This window comes from Micromonospora sp. NPDC003241 (genome assembly GCF_053589795.1).
Genome location: NZ_JBSFSO010000045.1, coordinates 1 through 15,330 on the forward strand (window position 1 = coordinate 1; position 15,330 = coordinate 15,330).

A 15,330-nucleotide genomic window follows, 5' to 3' on the forward strand; every position below is an offset into this window, starting at 1 on the left:
GCTTCCGTAACCACTCGATCCCGGATCGAGCACGACCTTGAGGCTGGCGAGCGAGTGCGCCGGCGGGACGTTGATCCGATGCCCGGATCTGCCGCGATCCGGTGCGAGCGCGGCTGCCCCTGGCAGTAACGGAGTGTAATCAGCGAGGCGGCCTGCCGTGCGACATGGAGGCCTGCTCGACAGACGTCGTTGACTCCTTCTGGTGCGTCGATCTCTGTACGCTCCGGCGTACCTACCTGTGCACTCGGGCCTGTACGCCGACACCCGGCGAGGCTCCGGCACTCCGGGGGCGGGTCCAGCACTCAGGCGCGGGTCCGGCACTCCGGGGCGGGTCCGGCACTCGGGCGCGGGTCCGGTGGGCAGGCCATAGCATGGGCAGCGACGCCGACGAACGGAGAGACCTGCCGTGATCACCGCGATCGTCCTGATCGACTGCGCCACCGACTCGATCCCCGAGGTGGCCGAGGCGCTGGCCGACCTGCCCGGGGTCAGCGAGGTCTACTCGGTGGCCGGGCACGTCGACCTGATCGCCATGGTCCGGGTCCGCGAGTTCGAGGAGATCGCGCAGATCATCGCCGGCAGCATCTCCAAGGTGCCAGGGGTGCTCAACACCGAGTCGCACATCGCGTTCCGCGCGTACTCCCGGCACGACCTGGAGGAGGCGTTCGCGATCGGCCTGGGCGCCACCGACTGAGGCGTCACCACGCCGCCCGGCCCCGACGCCGAGGTGAGGACCCACTCCGCTTCCTGCCACGACGGGGCGAGCCGGTCCATCCGTGGGACGGACCGACTCGCCGCGTTCACCGCCGGATCAGCTCTGCTGCGGCACCGGGACCTCGGTGCCACCCGGCACCGGCGACTCGGTCGGGCCACCCGGGGTCTCCTCGGTGACGCCCGGAGCCGGGGTGGTGCCACCCGGGGCCGGCACCGTGCCACCCGGGCCAGGCGTACCGCTGGCGCTGGTCTCCGGGACCGGGATGCCCAGTTCCTCGGCCAGCGTCACCAGGGCGTCGTAGTGCGCCTGCAGCACCGGCAGCGCGGTCTGCGCGAGCTGGACCACCTGCGGCTCGGTGCCCTGCGAGATCTCCGTCTGGGTCGCCTGGATGGCCTGCAGGTGGCCGGCCAGACCCTGGGTCACCCAGAGCCGGTCGAACTCCTCACCACTGGCGTTGTTCAGCTGGTCGAGAGCCGTCCGCTGATCAGGGGTGGGCTCGTTCGGCAACTGGACGTTGAGCTGCCCGGCCACGTCCTGCACCGACTGGTCCAGCTCGGTGTGGTCCGTGACGAACTGCTGCGCCAGGTCCTTGACCTGCTGGTTCTGACCCTTCTGCTGGGCCAGCTCACCGGCGGCGATCTCGTACAGGTTGACCTGGTGCACCGCCTGCAGGTACTGCGTGTCCTGTTCCGAAGGCTGCGCCGCCGCCTGCGCTGCCGCAGCGGGCGCGACACCCACCAGCACCAGTGCGGCCAGCAGGCCGAGGCGTTTGATACCCAACATGCTTCCTCCCCGTTGAGACGTTGGACCGCACGGATACCCGGCTGGCCGGGGTTATTCCTGCGATCCGACGACGGGCGGGAAGCCCCGGCGGCGGTCCGGAAGGCCCAGAACGGGCGTGGCGCCCGCCGGAGGACTCCGGCGGGCGCCACGTCACGTGGTGACGGACCTCAGCGGCGGGACTCCCCGCTGCCGATCTCCTCGCGCTCGGCGCGCGGCTCGACGGGCGGGTGACCCGGCGACACCGGCGCCTCGGCCGGCTTCTCGATCGGGTAGAAGAAGCCCCGGATCGCCGGGCCGAGGGCACCGAGCCGGTTCATCTTCTTCGGCACCACCCAGCCCGCGTACTCCAGCTCGGTGTGTCCGTGCTCGTCCGGCGTGGTCAGCGGCTGGTGCACCTCGACGAACCGACCGTCCGGCAGGCGCCGGATGATGCCGGTCTCCACGCCGTGGGCCAGCACCTCCCGGTCGTGCTGCTGCAGACCGAGGCAGATCCGGTAGGTCACGTAGTACGCCAGCGGCGGCAGGAGCAGCAGACCGATCCGGCCACCCCAGGTCATCGCGTTCAGGCTGATGTGGAACTTGTCAGCGATGACGTCGTTCGCGCCGGAGAGCGTCAGGATCACGTAGAACGTGATGGCCATGGCGCCCAGGCCGGTACGGAACGGCACGTCGCGGGGACGCTGGAGCAGGTTGTGGCTCCGGTAGTCCTTCAGGTAGCGGGCCTCCATGAACGGATAGAGCGTGGAGAGCCCGACCAGGATGCCCGGTAGCACCACCGTCGGCCAGAACAGCGGCGGAATCACGTAACCGTCGCCGATGGGTATGTTGATCTCCCAGTCCGGCATCAACCGCGTCGAGCCGTCCAGGAACATCACGTACCAGTCGGGCTGGCTGGCCGCCGAGACCACCCACGCCTCGTACGGGCCGAACAGCCAGAGCGGGTTGATCTGGATCAGGCCGCCCATCAGCGCGATCACGCCGAAGACGACCATGAAGAAGCCGCCCTGCTTGATCGCGTACCGGGGGAACATCCGCTCGCCCACGACGTTGCCGTTGGTCCGACCCGGACCCGGCCACTGGGTGTGCTTCTGCTTGAAGACCAGCCCCAGGTGGACGCTGATCAGCGCGACCAGCAGACCCGGGATGAGCAGTACGTGGGCGATGAAGAACCGGCTGATGATGATCGTGCCGGGGAACTCGCCGTCGAAGACCGCGGCGGTGACCCAGGTGCCGATCACCGGGATGGACAGCATGATCGCCGAGGCGATCCGCAGACCGGTGCCGGAGAGGCCGTCGTCCGGCAGCGAGTAGCCGGTGAAGCCGGCCAGGAAGCCCACCCAGAACAGCAGCGAACCGATGATCCAGTTGGTCTCACGCGGCTTGCGGAACGCACCGGTGAAGAAGATCCGGAGCATGTGCACCACGATCGCCGCCATGAACAGCAGCGCGGCCCAGTGGTGCATCTGCCGCATGATCAGGCCGCCCCGGACGTCGAACGAGATGTCCAGCGTCGAGGCGTACGCGGCCGACATCGGCGTACCCCGCAGCGGGGCGTAGCTGCCGTTGTAGATGACCTCGGTCATCGTCGGCTCGAAGAAGAAGGTCAGGAAGACACCGGTCAGCAGCAGCACGATGAACGAGAACAGCGCGATCTCGCCCAGCAGGAACGACCAGTGGTCGGGGAAGACCTTGTTGAGCAGCTTGCGCAGGGGGGTGGCCACCTGGAAGCGGTCGTCGACCGCCCGGGCGGTGTTGCCCGGAACCGCTGCTACGTCAAACTTGCGCCGCTTCACGGCCGCTCCCAGAAGTCGGGCCCGACGGGTTCGGTGTAGTCGGACGTCGCCACGAAGTAGCCCTCGGAGTCCACCTCGATCGGCAGCTGCGGCAGCCGCCGGCTGGCCGGACCGAAGATGGGCTTGGCGTTGTCGGTGATCAGGAACTGCGACTGGTGACACGGGCAGAGCAAACGGTTGGTCTGCTGCTCGTAGAGGCTCGCCGGGCAGCCGGCGTGCGTGCAGATCTTCGAGTAGGCGGCGTAGTTGCCCCACATGTAGTCGCCGTGACCCTCGCGCTCGTTGTTGCGGCGCGAGGTCTCGGCGTCGGCGTCCCGCAGGTGGATCAGCAGGGTCGGCGAGTCGGCGTACCGGTTGCTGACCCCGTGCTCGATACCCGGGAAGACGGTGATCTGGCCACCGGCGCTGATGTCGGCGGGGCGGATCGGCCGACCGTCCTCGCGGACCAGCCGGATCTTCTGGCCGTCCTGCGGGGCGAAGCCGGTGGTCATCATCTGGTCGTTCGCGTGCGGGTCGGAGATCAGGCCACCGACCAGCGGCGCCGCGGCGACCGCACCGACCGGCACCAGACCGGCCAGCAGCGACATGCCGAGCAGCGGGCGACGCTTCACGCCGAGCTCGTCGGCCATGTAGAGCATGGTCTGCCCGGTGATCGTCCGGTCCTCGCTGGCCACCACGCCCTCGTGCCGGTCCTGGATCGACACCTCCTTGGGCAGCAGCTTCTTGCCCCAGGTCAGGACGCCGAAGCCGATGCCCAGCAGGGCGATGCCGAGGGTCGTGCCGAGCAGCGGGGTGAAGTACTTGTCCCCGCCACGGCCCGGCTGGTACTCCCAGGGCCACCAGATGTAGACCGCCAGGAAGGCCGTCGCGGCCAGGCCGGTGACCAGGAACATCGCCGCCACCGTACGGACCAGCCGGCGCTCGGCCTTGCTGCCCGGGGCCACCTGCTCCTCGTAGTGGACGATCTCGATGTCGTCCCGACGGGCGCCCTCGCGGACGATGTCGAACCGGCTCAGCGCCGGGTCGTTCACGTCCACCGTTTCGTGGCCCGGGTGGGCTGGCTGCTCGGTGTGGGTGCTCATTCGCTCGGTCACGACTTGCCCGCAATCCACAGGCTGGCGAAGACGAGCGCGACGATGCCGATCAGGAAGATCGCCACACCCTCGGTGGAGGGTCCGTACCGGCCCAGGTTGAACCCGCCCGGGTCGCCGTCCGACTTCAGCGTCTGCTGGATGTAGGCGATGATGTCGGCCTTCTGCTCCGGCGTGATCTGGTTGTCACCGAAGACCGGCATGTTCTGCGGGCCACTGAGCATCGCGGCGTAGATCTGCCGGTCGGTGGCCGGCGCGAGGCTCGGCGCGTACTTGCCGGAGGAGAGGGCGCCGCCACCGCCGCTGAAGGCGTGGCACTGCGAGCAGTTGATCCGGTACAGCTCGCCGCCGACCGCGAGGTTGCCGTCCTCGTGCAGGTTGTCGCCGGCCGGCACGACCGGGCCGCCACCGAGCTCCTGGACGTACGCGGCGAGCTGGTCGATCTCGTCCGGGCTGAACACGACGGGCTTGCGCGCCGCCTGGGCCTCCTGCCGGGCCATCGGCATCCGGCCCGAGCCGACCTGGAACTCGACCGACGCCGCGCCGACGCCGATGAGGCTCGGCCCGCGCCCCTCGACCCCCTGCGCGTTGCGACCGTGACAGGTCACACAGCTCACGTCGAACAGCGCCTTGCCGTCTGCGGCTGCGCTGCTCAGCGGCGGGTTTTCCTGCGCCGACGCGCTCGGGGCGAGGACGGTGTAGGCACCGCCGGCCAGCATCAGCGCGGCGACCAGCCGGACCGCGGCACCCAGCCGGCGGCGGCCCCTGCTGGGCGCCGCGGGCCGCCCGCGCAGCCGCGCGAGCAGGCCGCGTCGGCGGTCGTTGTCAGAAGTCATGACCTGTGTCCTTAACCGGTTGGACCTTGTCTGCGGGGGTGTAGCAGCGGCACGGCGCGAGACGCGCCAAGATCACTGAAGCCAGTAGATCATGGCGTAGAGCCCGATCCAGACCACGTCGACGAAGTGCCAGTAGTACGACACGACGATCGCCGAGGTGGCCTGGGCCGGCGTGAACCGGCCCATGGTGGTGCGGATCATAAAGATCACGAAGGCGACCAGGCCTCCCGCCACGTGCAGGCCGTGGAAGCCGGTGGTCAGGTAGAACATCGACCCGTAACCGTCAGCGTTGATCTTGATGCCGTGGTGGACCAGCTCGCGGTACTCGTTGAGCTGACCGAGCAGGAAGATCAGGCCCATCACGAAGGTGATCGTGAACCAGCGCCGCAGCGCGTGCACGTCACCCCGCTCGGCGGCGAAGACGCCGATCTGGCAGGTCACCGAGGACAGCACCAGGATCGTCGTGAACGTCGTCGCGTACGGGATGTTCAAGACCTCGGTGTGCATCGCCCACTGCTCCGGCGCCGCCGCGCGGATGGAGAAGTACATGGCGAAGAGCGCCGCGAAGAACATGAGCTCGCTGGAGAGCCAGACGATCGTCCCGACGCTGACCATGTTGGGCCGCGTCAGAGAGTGGATCCGGCTCTTGTCAATGGCTGGGGCCGCAGTCACGCGGTCATTATTGCCGTTGACCACGGCCGGCGATCAGCGGGGGGTGAAACCCGTGGTCCGAGTGGCCCGATCGGTACCGTCCGGTTCGCCTGACCTAGGCTGATTGGCGTGCTGGAAACCGACCCGATCACGCTGGCCGTGACGGCCGCGCCGTCGCTGACGGCGGGCGCGATCAGCCCGGCGACGGCCCCGGTGACCGGCGGTGCCGGGTGGCTCGCGGCCGACGCCGGCCCGCCGCCCTTCCAGATCACCGCCGTGGTCACCGAGGCCAAGCTGGACAACTGGCTCGCCGTCGTCCTGGTGGTCGCCGCCGCCCTCTACCTCTACGGAGTGCACCGGCTGCGGCTGCGCGGGGACCGCTGGCCGATCGCCCGGACGGTCTTCTTCCTCGGGCCCGGCCTGGGCGGCATCGCCTCGGTCACGGTCAGCGGGCTGCACGCGTACGACACCACGCTGCTGTCGGTGCACATGGTGCAGCACATGGTGCTCTCCATGATCGCGCCGATCTTCCTGGCGCTGGGCGCGCCGGTGACGCTGGCCCTGCGTACGCTGCCGACCCGCCCCCGCAAGCGACTGCTGTCGGTGCTGCACAGCAGGATCGTGCGGATCTGGACGTTCCCGCTGGTGGCGTTCGCCATCTTCGTGGTGAACCCGTTCGCGCTGTACTTCACCGACCTGTACCGCTACACGCTGGAGAACGTCTGGGCGCACGAGGTGGTGCACGCCCACTTCATCATGACCGGCTGCCTGTTCTTCTGGCCGCTGGTCGGCCTGGACCCGCTGCCCGGACGCTGGCCGTACCCGGGCCGGGCCCTGCTGATGCTGCTGTCGGTGCCGTTCCACACCGTGCTCGGGCTGACCGTCATGCAGAGCAGCACCCTGTTCGGCGGCGACTGGTACCCCTCCCTCGGGCTGACCTGGGCCGACCCGTGGGACGACCAGGTCCTCGCCGGCGGCATCCTCTGGGCCGGCGGCGAGTTCGTCAGCGTGACGATGCTCGGCGTCCTGGTGGTGCAGTGGATGCGCGCGGCCGAGCGGGAGGCCCGCCGGGTCGACCGCGAGCTGGACCGCCAGGAGGCCCGGCAACGCGCTGCGGAGACCACCACCGGCCCGGCCGCCTGAGCCGGTCGGCGGGGCGCGCGGGGCGGCGTGTCCCGGGCGTCGGCACGACCGGTACGATCGGCGGCGCAGCTACGAGGTGGGAGCAAGTCTGACCATGAGCGAGCGCGAGCGAGTCATCGGACTCGGTGCGGTGGTGCCAGCGGACAGCACGGAGCGAAGCGGAGTGTCGGCATGAGTGAGCGTCTGTGCACCGTCCTGCTCTACAGCGACGACCCGCAGGTGCGGGACAGGATGCGGCTCGCCGTGGGCACCCGCCCCGCGTCCGACCTGCGCGTCGAGTTCGTCGAGGCGTCCACCTACGCCGAGTGCGTCCGCGTGGTCGACGACTTCGAGATCGACCTGATGCTGCTCGACGGTGAGGCCAGCCCCGGCGGCGGTCTCGGCATCGCCCGGCAGATCAAGGACGACTACGAGAACTCCCCGCCGACCTGTGTGGTGATCGCCCGCGCCGCCGACCGCTGGCTGGCCGCGTACGCCGAGGTCGACGCCACCCTGGTCCACCCGCTCGACCCGGTGACCACCGCCGCCACGGTGGCCGAGGTCCTGCGGACGCACGCCCCCGCCTGACGCACGCCCGACTCCGGCACCGCCACGGCGCCGGGCGAGCCGGCGCCGGTCCCGTCCCACCCGCACTCGTCTGCTCGGGAGGCCCGTCATGGGCGATCGGACCTGGCCACACCTGCTCACCGCGCTGCTGCGCGGCGAGGAACTCTCCGCCGCCGACACCGCCTGGGCGATGGGCGAGATCATGTCCGGCTCGGCCGCACCGGCCCAGATCGCCGGCTTCGCCGTGGCGCTGCGCGCCAAGGGCGAGACACCGGCCGAGGTGAGCGGGCTGGTGGAGGCGATGCTCGGCCAGGCCGTCCCGGTCGAGCTGCCCGAGGAGGTACGGGCCACCGCGCTGGACGTGGTCGGCACCGGTGGCGACCTGGCGCACACCGTGAACATCTCCACGATGACCGCCCTGGTGGTCGCCGGAACGGGCGTCCGCGTGGTCAAGCACGGCAACCGGGCCGCCTCGTCCTCCTGCGGCACCGCCGACCTGCTGGAGTTCCTGGGCATCCCGCTGGACCTCGGTCCCGAGGGGGTGGCCCGCTGCGTCGAGCAGGCCGGCATCGGCTTCTGTTTCGCCGCCCGCTTCCACCCCGGCATGCGGCACGCCGGTCCGGTCCGCCGTGAGCTGGGCGTACCCACCGCCTTCAACTTCCTCGGCCCGCTCACCAACCCGGCCCGTCCCCGCGCCGGTGCGGTCGGCTGCTTCGACTCGACCATGGCGCCGGTGATGGCCGCCGTCTTCGCCGCCAGGGGTGACTCGGTGATCGTGATGCGGGGCGAGGACGGCCTCGACGAGTTCACCACCGCCGCGCCCACCCGCTTCTGGATCGCGCAGAACGGCACCGTCAGGGAGACCGTGGTGGACGCCACGGACCTGGGGGTACCCCGGTCCACCCTCAGCGACCTGCGCGGCGGTGACGCCGCCTACAACGCCGAGGTGGCCCGTCGGCTGCTCGCCGGCGAACCCGGTCCGGTACGCGACGCCGTGCTGGTCAACGCCGCCGCCGCCCTGGCCACCCAGGGCCCGCTGGACGGTAGCCTGACCGACGCCCTGCGCGCCGGCCTGGCCCGGGCCGCCGAGTCGATCGACTCCGGCTCAGCCGCTCGTACGCTCGACCGCTGGATCGAGGTCGCCACCGCCTGACCCGGCCCGTCGGCCGCGCTCCGACGTGTCGGACAACCCGTCGGAGGTCGGTCGCCGCTCGTGGAAGTGTCGGAGAGCCCGCCCCGTCGGAGGTCGGCGCCGCTCGCGGATGTGTCGGAGAGCCCGCCCCGTCGGAGGTCGGCGCCGCTCGTGTAAGTGTCGGACGGCCCGCCCGTCGGAGGTCGGTCGCCGCTCGCGGATGTGTCGGACGGCCGTGGGAAACTACAGGCGAGTAGTTCCCCAGACGGCCGCCGGCCGGCACGCGCGGGAGGAGACGCCCATGTTGGTACGTGAGCTGCACTGTGAGACCTGCGACGACATCCGCGCCTTCGAGATGCCGCCCTGCCCCGACGGCCACGGTCCGGACTGCCCCGAGCTCCTCTGCACCGGATGCGGCACGGCGATCTTCGTCGCCCCCTACGCCTCGCTCTCGCGGGCCACCCCGCCCGCCCGCCGGGCGCTGCACCCACGCCACGCCGCCTGACGCTCCACCCACGTCACCCCGCCCGACGCACCACCCACGTGCCAGGTCGCCGTCCAGCGGGTCCTGGTTACCTACGGCCACGGCGGCGTTGACCAGCACGCACTCTGGCTCGGTGCACCATCCACGCCGCGCACCCTGGCCCGGCACACCATCCACGCCGCGCACCCTGGCCCGGCACACCGCCCGCACCACGCACTCTGGCCCAGCCCAGGCCCACGCCACGCGCTGTAGCCCGGTGCACCATCCACGCCACGCGCTCTGGCCCCGCACACCGCCCACACCACGCGCTCTGGCCCCGCACACCGCCCACACCACGCGCTCTGGCCCCGCACACCGCCCACACCACGCGCTCTGGCCCGGAGTCTCCGCCGGACTGCCCGGCGGAATCCCTGTCGACGGCCGCAGCGGTCCGCGAGACGACCTCGCCATGCCCGGAGCCGTCGGCACCGTGGCACCATTGTGCCCGCGGTATCCCTGCTCACCGGCCGTGGCGGCGGGGAGGCAGCAACTTCTTGGATACTGCTGCCTCAGACCCGACCTGAGGCAGCAGTATCCAAGAAGTTGCGCGGATCATGAGGGTGACGGCGATCGAAGCCGTCCGGAGGTGCGGCACCACGCGCTACCACCACGTGCCGCTCGACCCGAGGGTGACAAGGGCGTCCTCCTCACCCTCGCCGCTCCGGTCCCGCAGCACGCGACACACCTCACCCGCCACGTCGACGGCGGACGCGACGCCTGCTCGTCTCCCCGGCCCCGCAGCACGCGACGTACACATCGCTCCGGTCCCGCAGCACGCGACACCTACCCGTATCCCCGGGTCCGCAGCGCGCGATACCTACCCGCATCTCCGGGGTCGCAGCACGCGATACCTACCCGGGTCCGCAGGCACGCGACGCCTCCCCGCAGGCACGCGACACCTCTCCGCATCCCCCCGTCCCGTAGGCACGCGACACACCTCATCCCGCCGCAGCGACCGCACACACGGACACGCACACGGAGACGGAGTCGGAGGCACGGGCATAGACACGGAGACGGACACGGGAAAGCCCGCCTCCCTCAGGGAGGCGGGCTTTCACCAGGTCGGTGCGCCGATCAGTGCTCGGCGGTGCGCCGGGTGCCGCTGTAGTACTCGAACAGCAGGCCGCAGGTGGCGAAGACCACTGCCACCATGCCGGCGACGAGCAACCAGAGCTGCCAGAACACCAGGCCGAGGCCGGCGATGGCGGCGGCCAGGGCTAGACCGAACGGCCAGTAGCTGCCGGGGCTGAAGAAGCCGATCTCGCCCGCGCCGTCGGCGATCTCACCGTCGGGACGGTCCTCGGGACGCAGGTCGATCCGGCGGGAGACGAACCAGAAGAAGCCGCCGCACATGGAGCAGAGCAGGAACGACAGCAGCAGGGCCACGGTGCCGATCCACTCGACCCGACCGCCCGAGTCGGCGAAGGTCCAACCGCCGTAGAGGGCGGTGGCGAACAGCAGGAACGCGGCGATGATGAGGAAGATGCGCCACTCGGTCTTCATCCGGGGTTACCTCAGTTTCCCGCGCCGGCCGTGGTGCTGGCCTGGTTGAAGTTGTCCTGGGTACGGCGCGTGTCGAACGGCTTGGTGGTGATCGCGTACGGCTCCTCGCCGATCGCGGTCAGCGCGTCCTGGGTCGACGCCCCGTCCTGCTTGGCCGCGAGGAACCGGTCGAAGTTCTCCGGCGAGACGACCCGCAGCTCGAAGTTCATGAAGGCGTGGTAGCTGCCGCACAGCTCGGCGCAGCGGCCCACGTACGCGCCCTCGGACTCCAGCGAGGAGACCTCGAAGACGTTGCGGATGCTGCCCGGCATCACGTCCCGCTTGAACAGCATCTCCGGCACCCAGAAGGAGTGGATGACGTCGCGGCTGGTCTCCTCGAACCGGATGGACCGGTTGCTCGGCAGCACCAGGATCGGGATGACCTCGCTGGTGCCCAGCACCGAGGCGGTGGTGTCGGCGTCCACGCCCTGGCCGTCGCGGTAGTTGAACTGCCAGTTCCACTTGAAGGCGACCACCTCGACGGTGACGTCGGGGTTGTTGGTGGTCTTCACCACGTCGGTCTGCACGACCGCGGTGTAGTAGAAGAGCACGGCCACGATCAGCACCGGCGCGATGGTGTAGAGGAACTCCATCGGCAGGTTGTAGCGGGTCTGCACGGGCAGCTCGTTGCCGCGCTTGCGGTAACGCACCACGCACCAGAAGATCAGGCCCCAGACGAAGACGCCGACCACCAGCGCGGCGATGCACGAGGCGATCCACAGGTCGTACATCCGCCGGGATTCCGGCGTGATGCCGCCCTGGGGCCAGCCGAAGCCGCCGAACGCCGCGCCGACGTCACAGCCCGTGAGCAGGACCAGCAGCGCCGCCCCGCCGAAGCCGAGCCCGACAAGACGCCCGGCGCGACGCCCCCGACGCCCGACGGCTCCTGGGGATGCGCTGCTCCGCACGGCCGTCGGCCGTACCTCCGAACTCCTTGCGACCACCTGGTCCTGCCTCCCTAGCGCGCCGCGGTGCTTCCTCGGTCCGGCCGGCTCCGCCGAGCGGAACCACCACACCAGCGGCAAAGGCGTCACCGACGGTCGCAGATTACTCGACCATGACGGGCTCGACCCGGTTGGGGTCAGTCTCCGCCCTGGACGGGGGATCTTGCGCGGACCGAGGCGATAGCGTGGGCAGACGTGATTCCTTCCCCGGTCTACCTGGACGCGGCCACCGCCGCGCCGCTGCATCCGGTCGCTCGGCAGGCGCTGCTGGTCGCCCTCGACGACGGTTGGGCCGACCCGGATCGGCTCTACACCCAGGCCCGCCGCGCCCGCCAGTTGCTCGACGCCGCCCGCGAGGCGGCGGCGGACACCCTCGGCGTACGCCCCGACGAGCTCTCCTTCACTCCCAGCGGTACGAGCGCGGCGCACGCGGCCGTGCTGGGTGGCCTGGTCGGCCGTCGACGTGTCGGGGCGGGGCTGGTGCACTCGGCGATCGAGCACTCGGCGGTGTTGCACGCCGCCGAGCAGCACGTGGCGCGGGGCGGCACCACCACCGAGGTGCCGGTCGACCGGTCCGGCCGGCTGGACCTGGACGCCTGGTCGGCGGCGGTGGCGGGGCCCAGGGTGGCGCTGGCCGCGCTGATCGCCGCCAGCCACGAGGTGGGCACCGTGCAGCCGGTCGAGGACGCGGCGGCGGCCTGCGCCGAGGCGGGGGTGCCGCTGCACGTCGACGCCGCCCAGGTCGTGGGGCGGGTACCGGTGCCGGCCGGCTGGTCGGTGTTGACCGCGAGCGCCCGCAAGTGGGGCGGTCCCCCGGGCGTCGGGCTGCTGGTGGTCCGCAAGGGCACCCGCTGGGAGTCGCCGTGGCCGTCGGACGAGCACGAGTCGGGGCGTACGCCCGGCACGGTCAACCTGCCGGCGGTGGTCGCGGCGGCGGCGAGCCTGCGCGCGGCGGCGGCCGACGCCGACGCCGAGGCGGCCCGGCTGGCGCCGCTGGTGGACCGGATCCGGGCCCGGGTGGCGGCCGACGTGCCGGACGTCGAGGTGGTGGGCGATCCCGAGCGGCGGCTGCCGCACCTGGTCACCTTCTCCTGCCTCTATGTCGACGGCGAGGCGCTGCTGCACGCGTTGGACCGGCGGGGCTTCGCGGTGTCGTCGGGCTCCTCCTGCACCTCGTCGACGTTGCGCCCGTCACACGTGCTGGAGGCGATGGGGGTGCTGTCCCACGGCAACGTCCGGGTCTCGCTGCACCGGGGCACCACCGAGACGGACGTGGACCGCTTCCTCGCCGAGTTGCCGCAGATCGTGGCCGACCTGCGGGCGGAGGCGGGGGTGGTGGGGCTGTGACGACGCCCGACGAGGTGCTCGACTGTCTCGGCCAGCGGTGCCCGCTGCCGGTGATCGCGCTGGCCCGCCGACTGCCGTCCCTGCCCGTCGGCGCAGTGATCCGGGTGCTCGCCGACGACCCGGCGGCGGCGGTGGACATCCCGGCCTGGTGCCGGATGCGCCAGCAGGAGTTCCTGGGCGCCGCCCCCGGTCCCGGCTACGACGTCCGCCGCTCTACGTGAAAGGGCGACGTCCGCCGGACGCTGTGAAAGGAAGGGCACCTTATTAACGCCTCGTGCATAGCCGGGGTCCCCTGCTAACACCGCACCTGACCCACGATCGGCTCTCGATCCCGTCCGCCGCAGCGGAACCGCTCGGGATCGAGAGCCGGGACACCGTTCAGGCACCGCGACGGTGCAGTGGTCAGGGCAGCAGGTGGGGGCGGACCTCGTCGGCGGCCTCGTCGCCGTACGACTCGGCGAGGCGCTTGACGAACAGGTCGCGGCGTACCTGGTACTCCTGGGTGCCGACGGTCTCCAGCACCAGTGCGGCCAGCAGCGAGCCGACCTGCGCGGCGCGCTCCAGCCCGACGCCCCAGGAGAGCGCGGTGAAGAACCCGGCGCGGAAGCCGTCGCCGACGCCGGTGGGGTCGATCGCCTGGGCCTCGCGGGCGATCGGCACGTGGATCGGGGCGAAGTCCCGCCCGGCGATCTCCACGCCGTGCTTGCCCAGCGTGGTGACCCGGATCCGGACCCGGTCCAGCAACTGCGCGTCGCTCAGCCCGGCCTTGCTCTGCAGCAGCGACTTCTCGTAGTCGTTGGTCATCAGGTACTCGGCGCCGTCGATCAGCGACACCACGTCCTCGCCGTCCATCCGGGCGAGCTGCTGGGACGGGTCGGCGGCGAACCGGTAACCGCGCTCGCGGCACTCGGCGGAGTGGCGCAGCATCGCCTCCGGGTCGTTGGCGCCGACCAGGACCAGGTCCAGCCCGCCGAGCCGCTGCGCGACGGGGTGCAGCTCGATGTTGCGCGCCTCGCTCATCGCGCCGGCATAGAAGGAGGCGATCTGGCACATGTCGGTGTCGGTGGTGCAGACGAAGCGGGCGGTGTGCGCCACCTCGCTGATGTGCACCGAGTCGCAGTCCACCCCGTGCCGCTCCAGCCAGGAACGGTAGTCGGCGAAGTCGGCGCCGACGGCCCCGAGCAGCACCGGACGCAGGCCGAGCTGTCCCATGCCGAACGCGATGTTCGCCGCCACTCCGCCCCGGCGCAGCACCAGATCGTCCACCAGGAAGGAGAGCGAGACCTTGTGCAGCTGGTCGGCGATGAGCTGGTCGGCGAACCGGCCCGGGAAGCTCATCAGGTGGTCGGTGGCGATCGAGCCGGTCACGGCGATCTTCATGGCAACCCTCGGGGTCGGGATCAGGGCGCGGTCAGCCTACCGGCACCACGCCTGCCGAGCGACCAGCCCGCTCAACCTCCCCCACCGCCCACTTACCCACCCACCACCCCAAACCATCCCGCCCCCGACCAACCCACCAGCCACACCCCCGTCCCCACCCGGCCGGCCGGGTTGATCAAGGAGTTTTCGCCCTCCCGGCCGCCCTCACGTGACCAAAACCTCTTGATCACCGCAGGCAGGCGGGCGGGGGGCGGGCGGGAGCGCGGAGCGCGGGTGGGGGTGGGTGGGGGTGGGACGCGCGACGGCGGAACGGCCGGGGGGCCGTTCCGCCGTCGGAGGTTGGTTGGAGACTCAGCTGAAGGAGTCGCCGCAGGCGCAGGAGTTGCCTGCGTTGGGGTTGTCGATGGTGAAGCCCTGGGCGTCGATCCGGTCGGCGAAGTCGATGGTGGCGCCGGTCAGGTAGGGGGCGCTCATCCGATCGACGACCACCTCGACACCGTCGTAGTCGGTGACGACGTCACCGTCGAGCGAACGCTCGTCGAAGAAGAGCTGATACCGCAGGCCGGAGCAGCCACCCGGCTGCACGGCGACGCGGAGCCGCAGGTCGTCGCGGCCCTCCTGCTCGATCAGGGCCTTGACCTTCTGCGCCGCGACGTCGGTGAGGACGACGGACGTGGGGGCCTTGGCCTCGGTCGACTCGGTCTGCGCTGGCGTGGTCACGTGGAATTCTCCCTGCGCGCGTTCGAAGAAGTGGTCTTCCCCTGGCCAACGTCGTTCGCCGGTCAGCGATTCCCACAGCGGTCCAGCTTCTGATTGTAGGCCGCCGAGCGCCCGGTGACCCGGCAGCGTGACGGGCTCCTCCGGCGCACGCCGGACACCGGGGTGCTCCGGGGACGAGCTGCGG

General features: G+C 71.0%; 16 protein-coding genes. 7 read left to right on the top strand and 9 right to left on the bottom strand.

Annotated elements, in window-relative coordinates; all coding sequences use genetic code 11:
• The first annotated feature begins 406 nt into the window (after window positions 1-406).
• Complete coding sequence (locus ACWDVW_RS26675) at window positions 407-694, top strand: Lrp/AsnC family transcriptional regulator (protein ID WP_117228404.1); 288 nt, start codon at window positions 407-409, stop codon at window positions 692-694.
• A 117-nt stretch (window positions 695-811) separates the two neighbouring features.
• Here ACWDVW_RS26675 and ACWDVW_RS26680 read toward each other — a convergent pair whose 3' ends face one another.
• The 5 genes from ACWDVW_RS26680 to ctaE form a co-directional block, all read right to left on the bottom strand.
• A complete protein-coding gene (locus ACWDVW_RS26680; protein ID WP_449954011.1) occupies window positions 812-1,498 on the bottom strand; it encodes a DUF4142 domain-containing protein in 687 nt (228 codons plus the stop codon).
• Window positions 1,499-1,665: 167 nt separating this feature from the next.
• A complete protein-coding gene (gene qcrB, locus ACWDVW_RS26685) occupies window positions 1,666-3,291 on the bottom strand; it encodes a cytochrome bc1 complex cytochrome b subunit (protein ID WP_449954014.1) in 1,626 nt (541 codons plus the stop codon).
• Window positions 3,288-4,373: a cytochrome bc1 complex Rieske iron-sulfur subunit gene (gene qcrA, locus ACWDVW_RS26690; RefSeq protein WP_449954112.1), complete on the bottom strand. Its 1,086-nt coding sequence runs from the start codon at window positions 4,371-4,373 to the stop codon at window positions 3,288-3,290. The genes qcrB and qcrA overlap by 4 nt, the downstream gene beginning before the upstream one ends.
• An 8-nt stretch (window positions 4,374-4,381) precedes the next feature.
• Window positions 4,382-5,218, bottom strand: a complete 837-nt coding sequence (gene qcrC, locus ACWDVW_RS26695) for a cytochrome bc1 complex diheme cytochrome c subunit (protein ID WP_449954017.1) — start codon at window positions 5,216-5,218, stop codon at window positions 4,382-4,384.
• 72 nt (window positions 5,219-5,290) lie between these two features.
• Window positions 5,291-5,890, bottom strand: a complete 600-nt coding sequence (gene ctaE / locus ACWDVW_RS26700) for an aa3-type cytochrome oxidase subunit III (RefSeq protein WP_162854382.1) — start codon at window positions 5,888-5,890, stop codon at window positions 5,291-5,293.
• A 108-nt stretch (window positions 5,891-5,998) separates the two neighbouring features.
• On the opposite strand from ctaE, the gene ACWDVW_RS26705 reads away from it, so the two are divergent.
• The 4 genes from ACWDVW_RS26705 to ACWDVW_RS26720 all read left to right on the top strand — a co-directional run bounded on the left by ACWDVW_RS26705 (window position 5,999) and on the right by ACWDVW_RS26720 (window position 9,195).
• On the top strand, window positions 5,999-7,012 hold the full coding sequence (locus tag ACWDVW_RS26705) for a cytochrome c oxidase assembly protein (RefSeq protein ID WP_449954019.1): 1,014 nt from the start codon (window positions 5,999-6,001) through the stop codon (window positions 7,010-7,012).
• A 171-nt stretch (window positions 7,013-7,183) separates the two neighbouring features.
• Window positions 7,184-7,579, top strand: coding sequence for a response regulator (locus ACWDVW_RS26710; protein ID WP_131055539.1), 396 nt, complete (start codon window positions 7,184-7,186; stop codon window positions 7,577-7,579).
• An 88-nt stretch (window positions 7,580-7,667) separates the two neighbouring features.
• The gene (gene trpD / locus ACWDVW_RS26715; RefSeq protein ID WP_449954023.1) at window positions 7,668-8,711 is read left to right on the top strand and encodes an anthranilate phosphoribosyltransferase; all 1,044 of its coding nucleotides are present in this window, start codon (window positions 7,668-7,670) and stop codon (window positions 8,709-8,711) included.
• A gap of 280 nt (window positions 8,712-8,991) precedes the next feature.
• Complete coding sequence (locus tag ACWDVW_RS26720) at window positions 8,992-9,195, top strand: hypothetical protein (RefSeq protein WP_449954026.1); 204 nt, start codon at window positions 8,992-8,994, stop codon at window positions 9,193-9,195.
• 1,092 nt (window positions 9,196-10,287) lie between these two features.
• Here the strand turns inward: ACWDVW_RS26720 and ACWDVW_RS26725 are convergent.
• Both ACWDVW_RS26725 and ctaC read right to left on the bottom strand, forming a co-directional pair.
• A complete protein-coding gene (locus ACWDVW_RS26725; RefSeq protein WP_396752363.1) occupies window positions 10,288-10,716 on the bottom strand; it encodes a cytochrome c oxidase subunit 4 in 429 nt (142 codons plus the stop codon).
• An 11-nt stretch (window positions 10,717-10,727) separates the two neighbouring features.
• Window positions 10,728-11,699, bottom strand: a complete 972-nt coding sequence (gene ctaC / locus ACWDVW_RS26730; protein ID WP_449954029.1) for an aa3-type cytochrome oxidase subunit II — start codon at window positions 11,697-11,699, stop codon at window positions 10,728-10,730.
• A gap of 195 nt (window positions 11,700-11,894) precedes the next feature.
• Between ctaC and ACWDVW_RS26735 the strand changes: the two genes are divergently transcribed.
• On the top strand, window positions 11,895-13,046 hold the full coding sequence (locus ACWDVW_RS26735) for a cysteine desulfurase family protein (protein WP_449954032.1): 1,152 nt from the start codon (window positions 11,895-11,897) through the stop codon (window positions 13,044-13,046).
• On the top strand, window positions 13,043-13,267 hold the full coding sequence (locus ACWDVW_RS26740) for a sulfurtransferase TusA family protein (RefSeq protein WP_449954035.1): 225 nt from the start codon (window positions 13,043-13,045) through the stop codon (window positions 13,265-13,267). Before ACWDVW_RS26735 ends, ACWDVW_RS26740 begins: the two co-directional genes overlap by 4 nt.
• 181 nt (window positions 13,268-13,448) lie before the next feature.
• On the opposite strand, the gene ACWDVW_RS26745 is transcribed toward ACWDVW_RS26740, so the two are convergent.
• Both ACWDVW_RS26745 and erpA read right to left on the bottom strand, forming a co-directional pair.
• A complete protein-coding gene (locus ACWDVW_RS26745) occupies window positions 13,449-14,426 on the bottom strand; it encodes a carbohydrate kinase family protein (RefSeq protein WP_449954037.1) in 978 nt (325 codons plus the stop codon).
• A gap of 351 nt (window positions 14,427-14,777) precedes the next feature.
• Window positions 14,778-15,146, bottom strand: coding sequence for an iron-sulfur cluster insertion protein ErpA (gene erpA / locus ACWDVW_RS26750; protein WP_007072244.1), 369 nt, complete (start codon window positions 15,144-15,146; stop codon window positions 14,778-14,780).
• Window positions 15,147-15,330: the final 184 nt, after the last annotated feature.